At 53.1% G+C, this 11,760-nt stretch carries 14 protein-coding genes; 10 read left to right on the top strand and 4 right to left on the bottom strand.

Annotation, left to right across the window (positions count from 1 at the left end):
* Nucleotides 1–13: 13 nt before the first annotated feature.
* Together BCM14_RS07565 and BCM14_RS07570 are read right to left on the bottom strand one after the other, a co-directional pair.
* Complete coding sequence (locus tag BCM14_RS07565; RefSeq protein ID WP_106227384.1) at nt 14–787, bottom strand: type III pantothenate kinase; 774 nt, start codon at nt 785–787, stop codon at nt 14–16.
* Nucleotides 784–1,740, bottom strand: a complete 957-nt coding sequence (locus BCM14_RS07570) for a biotin--[acetyl-CoA-carboxylase] ligase (RefSeq protein WP_259673487.1) — start codon at nt 1,738–1,740, stop codon at nt 784–786. The genes BCM14_RS07565 and BCM14_RS07570 overlap by 4 nt, the downstream gene beginning before the upstream one ends.
* 117 nt (nt 1,741–1,857) lie before the next feature.
* Here BCM14_RS07570 and BCM14_RS07575 point away from each other — a divergent pair, with 117 nt between their 5' ends.
* The 10 genes from BCM14_RS07575 (at nt 1,858) to lipA (ending at nt 10,375) form a co-directional block, all read left to right on the top strand.
* The gene (locus tag BCM14_RS07575; RefSeq protein ID WP_106227386.1) at nt 1,858–2,985 is read left to right on the top strand and encodes an MlaE family ABC transporter permease; all 1,128 of its coding nucleotides are present in this window, start codon (nt 1,858–1,860) and stop codon (nt 2,983–2,985) included.
* A 2-nt stretch (nt 2,986–2,987) separates the two neighbouring features.
* Nucleotides 2,988–3,923 carry an ABC transporter ATP-binding protein gene (locus BCM14_RS07580; RefSeq protein ID WP_106227387.1) on the top strand — a complete coding sequence of 312 codons (936 nt, stop codon included), beginning with the start codon at nt 2,988–2,990 and terminating at the stop codon, nt 3,921–3,923.
* The gene (locus tag BCM14_RS07585) at nt 3,910–4,845 is read left to right on the top strand and encodes an MlaD family protein (RefSeq protein ID WP_106227388.1); all 936 of its coding nucleotides are present in this window, start codon (nt 3,910–3,912) and stop codon (nt 4,843–4,845) included. Before BCM14_RS07580 ends, BCM14_RS07585 begins: the two co-directional genes overlap by 14 nt.
* A gap of 17 nt (nt 4,846–4,862) precedes the next feature.
* A complete protein-coding gene (locus tag BCM14_RS07590; RefSeq protein WP_106227389.1) occupies nt 4,863–5,483 on the top strand; it encodes an ABC-type transport auxiliary lipoprotein family protein in 621 nt (206 codons plus the stop codon).
* 4 nt (nt 5,484–5,487) lie between these two features.
* Nucleotides 5,488–6,135 (top strand): alpha/beta hydrolase, encoded by a 648-nt coding sequence (locus tag BCM14_RS07595; protein WP_106227390.1) that lies wholly within the window; start codon nt 5,488–5,490, stop codon nt 6,133–6,135.
* 130 nt (nt 6,136–6,265) lie between these two features.
* Nucleotides 6,266–7,432 carry a D-alanyl-D-alanine carboxypeptidase family protein gene (locus BCM14_RS07600; RefSeq protein ID WP_106227429.1) on the top strand — a complete coding sequence of 389 codons (1,167 nt, stop codon included), beginning with the start codon at nt 6,266–6,268 and terminating at the stop codon, nt 7,430–7,432.
* 54 nt (nt 7,433–7,486) lie between these two features.
* A complete protein-coding gene (locus tag BCM14_RS07605; RefSeq protein WP_106227391.1) occupies nt 7,487–8,371 on the top strand; it encodes a D-amino acid aminotransferase in 885 nt (294 codons plus the stop codon).
* Nucleotides 8,368–8,709, top strand: a complete 342-nt coding sequence (locus tag BCM14_RS07610; protein WP_106227392.1) for a DUF493 family protein — start codon at nt 8,368–8,370, stop codon at nt 8,707–8,709. Before BCM14_RS07605 ends, BCM14_RS07610 begins: the two co-directional genes overlap by 4 nt.
* Nucleotides 8,710–9,330, top strand: a complete 621-nt coding sequence (lipB, locus tag BCM14_RS07615; protein WP_259673488.1) for a lipoyl(octanoyl) transferase LipB — start codon at nt 8,710–8,712, stop codon at nt 9,328–9,330. It begins immediately after the preceding gene.
* A gap of 22 nt (nt 9,331–9,352) precedes the next feature.
* Nucleotides 9,353–10,375 (top strand): lipoyl synthase, encoded by a 1,023-nt coding sequence (gene lipA / locus BCM14_RS07620; protein ID WP_106227394.1) that lies wholly within the window; start codon nt 9,353–9,355, stop codon nt 10,373–10,375.
* 10 nt (nt 10,376–10,385) lie between these two features.
* Here lipA and BCM14_RS07625 read toward each other — a convergent pair whose 3' ends face one another.
* Both BCM14_RS07625 and BCM14_RS07630 read right to left on the bottom strand, forming a co-directional pair.
* Nucleotides 10,386–10,967 carry a PIN domain-containing protein gene (locus BCM14_RS07625; protein WP_106227395.1) on the bottom strand — a complete coding sequence of 194 codons (582 nt, stop codon included), beginning with the start codon at nt 10,965–10,967 and terminating at the stop codon, nt 10,386–10,388.
* A 12-nt stretch (nt 10,968–10,979) separates the two neighbouring features.
* Nucleotides 10,980–11,450, bottom strand: coding sequence for an excisionase family DNA-binding protein (locus tag BCM14_RS07630; RefSeq protein ID WP_259673489.1), 471 nt, complete (start codon nt 11,448–11,450; stop codon nt 10,980–10,982).
* Nucleotides 11,451–11,760: the final 310 nt, after the last annotated feature.

An 11,760-nucleotide genomic window follows, 5' to 3' on the forward strand; every position in this document is an offset into this window, starting at 1 on the left:
GCTCGTTTGAGTGTTAGCCTGGTTGATTGGCGAGTCTGGCTACGCCGTCAAGAACGGGGTTAATCAGGAAAACAGGGTTAAGGTCAGGCATCATCCGACGCACTTCAACCTCGACCTCAAGCCAGCCCCCACCACTGACGCACAAGATAGGATCTGCGCCAAAGTGTTTGCGGGCGATCTGACATTGACGAAGCACAGCACCTGCCTGCGCCGCTACGACCCCTGAAGCGATCGCTTGCAGCGTGTGTTTTGGATAGTCGTTACTGGCGCTATCAGCCAGCGGCAGGTTGGCAGTGCCCTGCGCAAGCGATTGTCGCATCAGCGCAGGCCCTGGCAAAATGAGCCCCCCCTGGAAAATATTGTCGGGTGACAATGTATCTATCGTTGTCGCCGTGCCGAAAGTAGCCAGAATCAAGGGCGCATGTGCCCCAGGAAAATGCCCTGCCAAGCCCAGTAAAGCCGCCCAGCGATCTGCACCGAGTTGTGTGGGTGGTGTGTAGCCATTTTGCACATCGAGCGCAGCGGCACTTGGCAGTATCCATTGGATTTTGCAGCCGACCGACGCAAGTGCAGTGCCAATGGCTTGAGCCACGACGTTACCCGCGACATTGACGCCCATGGCGGCAGTAGGCTGCATCGGTAAGCGATCAAGCCATTTGGTGAGCGCGCCGGTCAAGGCATCCAGAGGCTGCAGGCTAATGGCGTGCACGGTTGGTTCACGGCCCATGGAAGGGTGTTGCCATCCCAGTTTGACCCGGCTATTACCTACATCAAGCAGAATAATCATGTGTTTTGTTTACGTCCTTGTGCGGTTTGAGATCTGACCGAAACGTCACCGACGAATACCGGCACGATGCCGGTTGGCGTATTAACCAGCAGTTGACCTTGCTCATCGACACCCTGAGCGGTGCCAGTCAATAATAGTCGCCCTTGGTCAAAGGTGTTGACACCTTGCCCTGCCAGCACATCGACCGCAGCAAAGCGTGCCTGAAATGCGCTAAAACCTCGCACAGCGTATGTGTTAACTGTGTGTAACCACGCGTGCGCAATTTGGCTCACCAGTACGATGGGATCGTGTGCTGAGCCGGCAATCTCTGTCCAGTCCGCAACGGGTCGGTCAAGTGCGGCAGAAAGTATCGCCCCATTGCGTAAATTCAAACCTATCCCGATCACGACTTGGCTGGACTGTGCAGTATCGCCGGATGCGGCGCGAAGCCCTGCACTTTCAATCAGGATCCCAGCAAGCTTTGCGTCGCCCCATTGGATATCATTTGGCCACTTCAGCTTGAGGCGGTTCGCTTTGGTCAGGGTATCGTCTGTTTGCGGGAGAGGTGGTTGCTCGGTAGGTTGCTCAATACGTTGCTCAGAAGCTTGCTTGGGGTGGCTGATGAGCGCTCGCAACACTTCGCAGGTAGCGACTCCAATGGCCGGCGAAAGCCCCGCGAGTTCAGTAATTCGCCGATTCACTTCAAACGCACACGAAAACAGCAAGCTGGCACCTTCAGCTGCGGCCCAAGGGCGCCCAGCACGGCCTCTGCCTGCTGTTTGCTGATGCGATCCACGTAGCAGGGCACCGCGGCCTGGTGTGTCGGACTGTGGTGCGTTGCCCCGGCTTGCTTTGACACACTCGACCAAATCAGTGTTGGTAGATCCTGTCGCGTGAACCCATTGAATCTCGCTGAAACCGTTAAGCTGGTTTTTAAGTTCGGACTCAAAGGCTGCAGGGGTAGGAAATGTCATTTGCATGTCACGATTTTAGGCCTCAAATGCCTTTTAGGGACTTAATGTAGGGTCGAGCACACAATCGCTCAGCTTGTGTTTTATGATCAGGTAGTGACTGCCCAACCTCAGGATTCAATGACCGCTATATCCGTCAGCCCTAAACCATCCACGCCTGTTACTTGCGACGGTGACGCCTGCCGCTTGTCAGGCAACTGGAACGTTCAAGCGCTTGCGCATCGTAAAGAGGTCGTTACCCGTCAGCGTGCCTTGACCAAAGCCAAGGGTTCGACCGCTTGGGATTTATCTCAAATCGAGCAGATGGACGCCGTTGGAGCCCAGTTGATCTGGGAGGCTTGGCAGCGCAAACTACCCTCGCAGTTGACGGCGAGCCAGGATCAACTAGACTTATTTGAAGTGTTGAGTGCCAACCCGATTGCGAATCCCCCTCCAATCCCAAGGCTGGATTGGTTGGACTGGATCAGAGATATCGGTCAGACGATATTTGTTGCGGTCGATAATGGTCGCGAGTTGTTGACGCTTCTCGGTGGTTTGCTCTTAAACGCCTGGGGGATGCTGCTACGACCCAAACACGGGCCCTGGCGTGAAATTTCTGCCCAGGTTTTTCGCACGGGCACGCAGGCCGTCGCCATTACCGCTCTGGTGGGCTTTCTTATCGGGATCGTCTTATCGTATCTGTCGGCGCAGCAGCTCAACGCGTTTGGCGCGGGTCAATACGTCATCAAGTTGCTCGGCGTGTCGATCGTTAAAGAGTTGGGGCCCGTTCTGGCCGCCATCATCGTCGCAGGGCGCTCAGGTTCTGCCATCACGGCGCAAATCGGTGTGATGCGAGTCACACAAGAGCTTGATGCGATGGAGGTCATGGGGATTTCGCATGGTCAGCGTCTGATTATGCCGCGTGTCATTGCCTTAGCTATCACCATGCCCTTGCTTATTATGTGGACCGACACCATGGCGTTGCTCGGCGGTATCCTCGCAGCCCAATACGAGCTCGGGCTATCGATAGTTTGGTCTCTGCAACGACTGCCTGACGCGATCGGGATCAGCAACTTCTGGATCGGTAATGTCAAAGGCGTGACGTTTGGTATCTGGATCGCACTGGTGGCCTGCCATTTTGGTTTGAGAATTGAACCGAATACCGAGAGCTTGGGACGTGGCACGACGACTTCAGTGGTGACGTCGATTACGGGTGTTATTCTGATCGATGCTGTTTATGCCATCATTATCAACGAGCTGGATCTGTGATCATGGTTGCTACAACTACAACTACAACTACAACTACAACCACAGCCACAACGGCAGCCGCAACGGCAGCTGCAAATACGATCACGCTAACGCCAACGCCAACGCCAACGCCAACGCCAACGCGGGCAGCCGAAGCTAAGCCCGCTGGCAAGCTTGTCATTGACGTCAAAGACTTGACCACGGCGTTTGGTGATCATGTGGTGCATGAACATCTGGCTCTGCAAATTTTTCAGGGCGAGATCCTGGCGCTCGTCGGTGGCTCAGGTTCGGGTAAAACAACGCTCTTGCGGCAAATACTGGGCTTGGATAGTCCCAAGTCAGGTTCGGTCAACGTGTTTGGTCAACCAATCCACGATTACCAAGGGGCAAAGCGAGTTGCCCTGACGCATCGTTGGGGGATGCTCTTTCAGTCGGGTGCTTTGTTTTCTGCGCTATCGGTTTTTGATAACGTGGCGCTGCCCTTGCGCGAGCTACATTATCTGCCCGAAGATCTGATTCGCGATGTCGTCATGATGCGGCTGAGCTGGATGGGTTTGAAAGAGCGAGATGCGCTCTTGATGCCGTCCAACCTGTCGGGGGGGATGGTTAAACGAGTCGCCCTGGCGCGTGCGCTGGCGCTCGACCCAGAACTATTGTTTTTAGATGAACCGACAGCAGGCCTGGATCCACAGCGCTCGGACGAGTTCGTCAAGCTGATCAACACCTTGCATCGTCAGCTCGGATTTACGGTGATTATGGTCACGCATGATTTGGATACCATTCGCGACTTATCAACGCGGGTGGCTGTGCTGGCAGAAAAAAAAGTGCTGGTGCAGGGTAGTCTCGAGGATGTGATGCAACTTGATCATCCGTTTATCAAAGCATTTTTTCATAGTGAACGCGGCGAACGCACGTTGGGGCGATTGGACGCCAAGGAAGGTATAAATGGAAAACCGTAGCCACGCGCTGATGGCCGGCTTGTTTGCTTTGATCCTCACGATAGGCGGTATTGCTGCCGCCATCTGGATCAGCAAAAAGAACATCCCGCTTAGCCCCTATGAACTGGTGTCGACTTCGCCGGTGACTGGCTTATCGACCTCCTCTCAGGTGCGCTATCAGGGCGTGCCCGTCGGAAGGGTCGATTCGATGCGCTTTATCCCCAACAAGCCTGGCCAGGTTCGTATCAAAATTGGCGTCGATCCCGCTGCGCCCATTACCCTGGGCACTTGGGCTGAACTCGTGACCTCAGGTGTCACGGGGATCTCGAACATTGAACTGCGTGACAATGGGGATGTCCCGACCCGGTTGATGTCCTCAGCGGAGGATATTCAGACCATCCCGATGCGCCCAAGCTTCTGGGAAAGACTGCAGTCTCAAGGCAGTGGCATGATCAGTTCGGCTGAGCGAGTACTTAGTCAATTCGAGAAATTCACAAGTTCGGAGAACGCCTTGGCGTTTCAGAAAACCATGCAAAACATAGCGGTGGCCACAGGCACGCTCAATGACACCTTGCGAGCCCTTGACCCGAGCCTTAAAAAGCTGCCCGGGTTGATTGAGTCGGTAACCACGACAGTGGATCGAGTTAGTACCTTGACTGCTAGCGCTCAACAATCGATCAATGTAATCAATGCACCAAACGGCCCTTTGCACGAGGCTGCGCGCAGTTTGCTCGCGTTGAGACAAAGTGTGGCCCAAGTACAGAGCTCGACCCTGCCAGATTTAGCAGTATTGTCGGTGAGCGTGGGTGACGCCGCACGCAGCTTTGCCGCAACTACCCGACAGTTGGGGCAATCGCCGCAGTCGTTACTGTTTGGTGCGCCTGCTGCCTTGCCCGGCCCTGGCGAACCAGGGTTTTCTGGATTCGGCGGCAATTCTCGTTGAGCAAAAGGACATTAAAAATGATGAGTTTGGTTAAACAATATGGGCGTCGGTTTTGCGTCGGATTAGCGTGTGCGATGACCTGTTTGCTCTGTGCTTGCACGGCAGGCAAACTGGGTCAGGCCGCTCGTCAACTGGATCTGGGTACTGGCCCCGGCGTGATGAACAAGATGGCCTTGCCGAGAAACGCACCGGTTGTCGTCCCAGAAGCGACAGCCTCTGCCTTGCTCGTCGACACAGCAGTGATCTGGCGTGTCGGCCATGCAGGGCAGCCGCAAGCGTACGCGACTTATCAGTGGGCTGCGCCGCCAGCCAGACTCTTAAACCAGCGCCTTATTGAGCGGCTATCCTTGCAGGGGGCTGTTTTGCCTCAGAATGTCGGGGGCGATTTGCCTCAGATCCGCTTAAACTTGCAACGTTTCGAGCAGTTTTTTGCAGCAGATGGTTCATCTAGCGTTGGTGCACTCACTCTGCAAGCCGTTCTGGTCAAAGACGGCAAGGTACTGGATCAGCGCCTGGTCGATATTCAAGTGCCTGCTGCCACACAGGATGCCCCGGGCGGTGCAGATGCTTTGCGGCAAGCGACCGATCAGGCGACCGAACAAGTGGCAAAATGGGCGTCTGATCAACTAAAGCCTTAATACAATGCCCGCACATACTGAATTAACAACGTTTGATGGCTTAGCCGGCGTTATCGATTGCGCACTCGATTGGCCTGACGACACGCCCTTGGGCTGGGCCTTGGTCTTGCACCCTAATCCGTCCCAAGGTGGCACGCGTGACAACAAAGTGGTGACCACGATTTCACGAGCCTGCGTCCAGCTGGGCTTGGTGGCAGTGAGGCCTAATTTCCGGGGTATTGGCGGCTCAGCTGGCGAGTTTGATCATGGCAAGGGCGAGCTTCTGGATATGGCGGCACTCGTTGAGCAGTTTCGGGTCCGTTACCCCGATATTGCTGCGGGCAAATGGATTTTAGGCGGCTTCTCGTTTGGCACGTCAATCGGCTTGCAACTCTATGCAAAATGGACGGCAGAAGCAAAAAACCTGCCGGATCTGGTCATTTTGACAGGCTCGGCTGCGCTGCGTTTCAGGCATGCAGAGGCACGCGCTCCTGAAGATGCTTTGGTCATTCACGGTGAAGACGACGACGTCGTCCCACTGTCAGAGGTCATGGAGTGGGCTCGTACAGTAGCGATGCCCATCGTCGTGATCCCAGAGGCAGGTCATTTTTTTCATGGCAAGTTACTTGTGCTGAGGCAAATTATCCTGAACCGGATCAAGGCTTGCCTATAATGACGTTTTAGTTTGGATAGGCATCATGACAACCAATAAACAGTTCGAATCGAATTCTTTTCAATCATTGGTTGCGCGTGTCCAGAGCGAAAAGCCACTGGCCAGATTTTTAGTTTGTGCGGCGTTTTTGATGGCGCTGACCGTCAATCCAAACGCGGTAACCAACGTCAAGGCGGCAGCACCGGTGACGCCAGCACCAGCAGCGCCAATTGCAAGCGTGAGTGAATTGTCCGCCATCCCGGTTCCGGCACTCTCTGCTCGGGCTTGGGTGTCAGTTGATGTGGTCACGGGTCAGATCATCGCCATGTCCAACCCAGATCAAAAGGTCGAGCCAGCGTCGTTGACCAAGATCATGACGGCTTATCTTGTTTTTAATGCGCTCAAAGAAAAGCGACTGACGCTCGAGCAAGATGTGCCCGTATCCCAGCTGGCTTGGAAGACTGGTGGCTCACGCATGTTTATCGAGCCACGCAAGCCCGTGACGATTGATGAATTACTGAAAGGCTTGATTATTCAATCTGGCAACGACGCCGCTGTCGCGCTCGCTGAAGCCACCGGGGGTAGCGTTGCAACCTTTGCCGAGTCGATGAACAAAGAGGCAAGACGCTTAGGGATGGTGAATTCGAATTTCACCAACCCGGATGGGTTGCCCGACCCGTCGCACGTGACCACTGTGCGCGATTTGTCTATCCTGGCACGCGCCCTCATTGTTGATCACCCAGACTACTTCAAGTACTACTCGATGAAAGAGTTTGTCTACAACAAGATCAAGCAGACGAACCGCAATCGCTTGTTGTGGACTGACCCAACTGTCGATGGCATGAAAACTGGTTTTACTAATGCAGCAGGTTATTGCTTGGTCGCGACGGCCTTGCGTGGTGATCGTCGAGTCTTAACGGTGCTGGTTGGTGCCGAGACGAGGACGGCGCGCACTGAAGAAAGTTTGAAGCTTTTGAACTGGTCTTTCCAGAATTTTGATACGGTGAAGTTGTTCGGCAAGAGTCAGCCTGTAGTTGAAGCGCGGGTTTGGAAAGGCGATGCAGAAAGCACCAAACTGGGTAGCCTTGAACCGATTGTTGTGACGGTTCCTAAGGGTAAGGTAGGCGACATCAAACCGATGGCAACTCGTCCCGATCCCTTGCTTGCACCGCTTGAAGAGGGTCAGAAGGTAGGTCACTTGACGTTGATGCTGGATGGCAAAGTTTTACGTGCCCAGCCACTTGAAGTCTTGACTGCAGTGCCACGCGCTGGATTTTTTGGCCGTATGGTTGATGCCGTTAAATTGTGGTTCTATTAATCGGCAAATAGACATTAACAACTTGCGCAATAACTGCGCGGCAAAGGGATAAGTATGGTTGAGAATCTGTTGATCCAAGGCGTTTCGGGTGATCCGACCGTATACCTCAATGGCGCCTTCGGCCCGTTGTCAGGGGCGAAAGTATCGGTGCTGGATCGCGGCTTTATTTTTGGTGACGGCATCTACGAAGTCGTGCCGGTTTATTACCGCAAGCCATTTCGGATGTCTCAACATCTGGATCGACTGGATCGCAGTTTGGCTAAATTGCGGATCACGCCACCCAAAACACGTGCGCAATGGATAGAACTGATTGAGACACTCATCGCCCAGTCGCCTGATGAAATGTGCATGGTTTATTTACAAATCACGCGTGGCGTGGCTAAGCGGGATCATGTTTTCCCCGTGCCTGAGGTGACGCCGACGGTATTTGGTATGGCCTCACCCATGTCGGTACCCAGTGCCGCCGTGCGCGAGAAAGGGTTGAAGCTCATCAGCATGCCCGATATGCGATGGTTGCACTGCGATATCAAATCCGTATCCTTGCTGGGCAATTGCTTGGCTAAACAAGCTGCAGTTGATGCAGGTGTGGATGAAGTGGCGCAGTTCAGGGATGGTTTCCTGACTGAAGGCGGCTCATGCAATATCTGGCTGGTACAAAACGGCAAGTTGTTGGCAGCACCTAAAAACAATCTGGTGCTCGAAGGCATTCGTTACGGTTTGCTTGAAGAACTCACCAAAGCTGCGAATATCCCTTTTGAGTTGCGTCCCATTACGCAGGCTGAAGTTGAAGCAGCTGACGAACTCATCGTTTCGTCGGCAACCCGCGAAGTGCTGCCAGTGGTCGAATACGACGGCAAGCCAGTTGCTGATGGCAAACCGGGCCCCGTCTATAAACTGTTGCGAACCGCGTACGACGAACAGATCGCCGCATTGAAATGACCCAAGCGCCCAAAGCACCGACTGCTTTTAAAGCGCTGCATCCTGCTGACGCGCCCAAGGAGGTCGGTGCACCCGAGGCCCAGGACTCCTTGATCAGCTATCCGTGCGATTTTCCCATCAAGGTGATGGGGAAACACCACGCTGATTTTGCTCAGACCTTAACTGAGGTCGTGAAGCAATTTGATCCCGATTTTGATCCGGTGACGATAGAGTTTCGGCCAAGCAAAAGCGGCAATTACATGGGCCTTACCTTCACGGTCAAAGCGACGTCGCGTGAGCAGCTCGATGCGCTCTACCGTGCTGTGCACGGCCATCACATGGTGAAGGTGGTGCTTTAAGTGCGGTGGCCCCGCCCAGTTGATTATGTGACGGTGTGGGATGCCATGAAGGATTTCACGGCCAAACGGGATCAAGACACTTTTGACGAAACCTGGATCGTCGAGCACAACCCCGTCTACACCCTGGGGCAGGCCGGTAAACCAGAACATATTCTGAATGCGGCGAACATACCGGTGGTTCAGACCGACCGGGGTGGTCAGGTCACTTATCACGGGCCGGGGCAGGTCGTTGTTTATGTTCTGGCTGATCTGAGACGCTCAAAACGCTATGTCAAAGACATGGTTAATCAACTAGAACAAGCGGTGATTGATACGCTTGAGCAGTTTGGTTTGAGTACTGCCAGTCGTAGGGCGGGTGCGCCAGGTATCTATGTGCCTCATCCCGTTGAGTTTGCCAAAATTGCGGCTTTGGGTCTGAAAGTTCGCCATGGCTGCACGTATCACGGGGTTGCCCTGAACGTCGATATGGATTTGACCCCTTTTTTGGGGATTAACCCCTGTGGTTACGAGGGTTTGCAGACGGTAAGCATGGCCTCGTGTGGGGTCGTGGCGAGTTGGGACGAGGTTGCAGAGGCCTTGTCGCAACAGATCGTCCAGCACTGCGGGCTGCGGGTAAAATAAACAATTAAGGCGTTGAAACACTATGTCGACAGATCAGACAGATTCCGCGGTTAAATCTCCCATTGCTTCGAGCACGTACGATGCGCAGCCCGATGCTGGGTACGATGCAACCAAAAAACAGAAATCAGAGGCCAAGACTTCTCGTATCCCCATCAAAGTGGTGGCCGCCGAGCGTTTAAAAAAACCTGATTGGATTCGTGTGAAAGTCGCGCCAGCGGGGTCGCGCTTCAACAGCATTAAACAGATTTTGCGTGAGCACAATTTACACACGGTGTGCGAAGAGGCTTCATGCCCCAACATCGGCGAGTGCTTTGGCAAAGGCACGGCGACCTTCATGATCATGGGCGACAAGTGCACGCGCCGTTGCCCGTTTTGTGATGTGGGCCACGGTCGGCCCGATCCGCTTGATGTGGACGAACCGGTCAATCTTGCAAAAACCATCGCGGCGCTGAAATTGAATTATGTGGTGATCACCTCGGTTGATCGTGATGATCTGCGCGATGGTGGTGCAGCCCATTTTGTTGAATGCATTAATCAGGTTCGGGCGTTATCGCCCCTCACGCGTATTGAGGTGCTGGTGCCTGATTTTCGAGGCCGTCTTGATCGCGCCCTCGAAATCCTTGATGGTGGCCCACCTGATGTGATGAACCATAATCTTGAGACGGTGCCACGGTTATACAAGCAAGCTCGGCCTGGGTCTGATTACGCACACTCGTTGAAACTATTAAAAGAATTTAAAGCACGCCATCCTGAGACACCAACTAAATCAGGTCTGATGCTTGGTTTAGGTGAGACCGATGAAGAGATCCTTCAGGTGATGCGCGACATGCGCGCACATGATGTGGATATGTTGACGATCGGGCAATATTTACAGCCGTCGCAGCATCATCTGCCTGTACTTCGTTATGTCCATCCTGATACGTTCAAGATGTTCGAAAAAGAAGCGTACGCCATGGGCTTTCAGCACGCGGCAGTGGGGGCGATGGTGAGATCGTCATATCACGCCGATGAGCAGGCCCATGCGGCGGGTGTCGCTGTTGCATGATGGTTCGCATTTAAATCAATTGCAATGCTTGTTCCAAAAAACTTGCGGTCTGTATCAACCCGTTACGCTCCATTGCATCAACAAACTTTTCGGGCGTGAAGGCAGGGTTTTTGAGGCGAGCACGCATCGCTTTAAATGCGGGCAGGACAACCAAGGGTTCCAGTTGTAGTTGCTGAAGCAAGAATTCGTCTGGATGTAGGGCAGTAATACCCAGTGGATGCAGTATTGATGATGGAAAGTCCTTGATGTTGATCGTCACGATTGAGTCGGCGTGTCCTGCAATTGCGGCTGCTAGGACATGCCGATCGTTTATATCGGAAAGCGAAAGGCAAGGCTCAATTAGCTTCCAGGCTTCTTCCAGTACTTCCCAGTCAGGACAAGCGTCATGCATCAAATCTCGACGCGCATGAAAGTCAGCCTCTGCTCTGTTTTTGTTTTTAGCCAGATTTCTAACCCACTCATCATCAATCGCTTTAGACCATTTCGCTGCATAAATTCCTGTTGCCGCGACTTCCATTAAGGCATCAGAAATAGCAACCGAATACAAAACGTTTGCGTCCAGAAGTGCGGTGTATCGATTGTGCCCAGCCATTATTTATTCTTGTCAATATTCGAGGCCGAGCTCGCGTGCGTTGTCTGCCTTCATGTCGAGGGCTTTTTGTTGTGTGATGCGCATCGTTTTTGCGTAGTCCATCAGGTCTGCAAATCTGATACGACGGTGCGTACCAACCATCCGATGCATTAATCTGCCCGCTTCGATCTCTTTGATGACAAATGGTCGAGAGACATTCAAGAAGTTAGCTGCTTCAACCGTGCTTAGCTCCTGCTTTTCTGGGACAAGCATGACTGGGTGGTTGCGAGCCATAAGCCCAAGCGTTTGACCAAGAACTCGCAAAATTTGAGTTGGTACTTGGACGCTCGGGCAAGAGCCATCATCACTTTCTATCGTGATAGTTGCTGCTCGAGAGTGATCAAGGCAAGCCATGATCATTCTCTCTGCGGTCTTCACCATTTCAGTTTCGCTATCATTTAAAGTAGGCGGGACAAGTCTGTCCCTGTCGATGATTGTGCTCATGGTGCTCTCTTGTGATGTTCTGTTTTAACGTGTTTAGTAATTTACGTAGGCACGCCATTACTATAATCTCACAAGTGCAATAAGTGCAATAAGTGAAGCAAATGACCGAAAGTGCTGTTGCTTTTAAATATTTTCAATTATCAAATTGTGCGGAAAACCTCGGCGTTCAGGGCGAGGATGAATAGCACGGACAGCGTAGCTGTCCTAGATGTTGCTATCTTGTGAATACACAGACTGCTGTATATAATCACAGCATGAAGCGATTGCAAGCGTACAAATTTGAGCTGATGTCTCATGGTCAACAGCAGCG

The organism is Jezberella montanilacus, assembly GCF_003003055.1.
GTDB classification, from domain to species: domain Bacteria; phylum Pseudomonadota; class Gammaproteobacteria; order Burkholderiales; family Burkholderiaceae_B; genus Zwartia; species Zwartia montanilacus.

Excerpts from the sequence above, each read along its gene's own strand:
- BCM14_RS07565 (WP_106227384.1), bottom strand. The coding sequence starts at position 787 with ATGATTATTCTGCTTGATGTAGGTAATAGCCGGGTCAAACTGGGATGG.
- BCM14_RS07570 (WP_259673487.1), bottom strand. The coding sequence starts at position 1,740 with ATGACATTTCCTACCCCTGCAGCCTTTGAGTCCGAACTTAAAAACCAG.
- BCM14_RS07575 (WP_106227386.1), top strand. The coding sequence starts at position 1,858 with ATGACCGCTATATCCGTCAGCCCTAAACCATCCACGCCTGTTACTTGC.
- BCM14_RS07580 (WP_106227387.1), top strand. The coding sequence starts at position 2,988 with ATGGTTGCTACAACTACAACTACAACTACAACTACAACCACAGCCACA.
- BCM14_RS07585 (WP_106227388.1), top strand. The coding sequence starts at position 3,910 with ATGGAAAACCGTAGCCACGCGCTGATGGCCGGCTTGTTTGCTTTGATC.
- BCM14_RS07590 (WP_106227389.1), top strand. The coding sequence starts at position 4,863 with ATGATGAGTTTGGTTAAACAATATGGGCGTCGGTTTTGCGTCGGATTA.
- BCM14_RS07595 (WP_106227390.1), top strand. The coding sequence starts at position 5,488 with ATGCCCGCACATACTGAATTAACAACGTTTGATGGCTTAGCCGGCGTT.
- BCM14_RS07600 (WP_106227429.1), top strand. The coding sequence starts at position 6,266 with ATGGCGCTGACCGTCAATCCAAACGCGGTAACCAACGTCAAGGCGGCA.
- BCM14_RS07605 (WP_106227391.1), top strand. The coding sequence starts at position 7,487 with ATGGTTGAGAATCTGTTGATCCAAGGCGTTTCGGGTGATCCGACCGTA.
- BCM14_RS07610 (WP_106227392.1), top strand. The coding sequence starts at position 8,368 with ATGACCCAAGCGCCCAAAGCACCGACTGCTTTTAAAGCGCTGCATCCT.
- lipA (WP_106227394.1), top strand. The coding sequence starts at position 9,353 with ATGTCGACAGATCAGACAGATTCCGCGGTTAAATCTCCCATTGCTTCG.
- BCM14_RS07625 (WP_106227395.1), bottom strand. The coding sequence starts at position 10,967 with ATGGCTGGGCACAATCGATACACCGCACTTCTGGACGCAAACGTTTTG.
- BCM14_RS07630 (WP_259673489.1), bottom strand. The coding sequence starts at position 11,450 with ATGAGCACAATCATCGACAGGGACAGACTTGTCCCGCCTACTTTAAAT.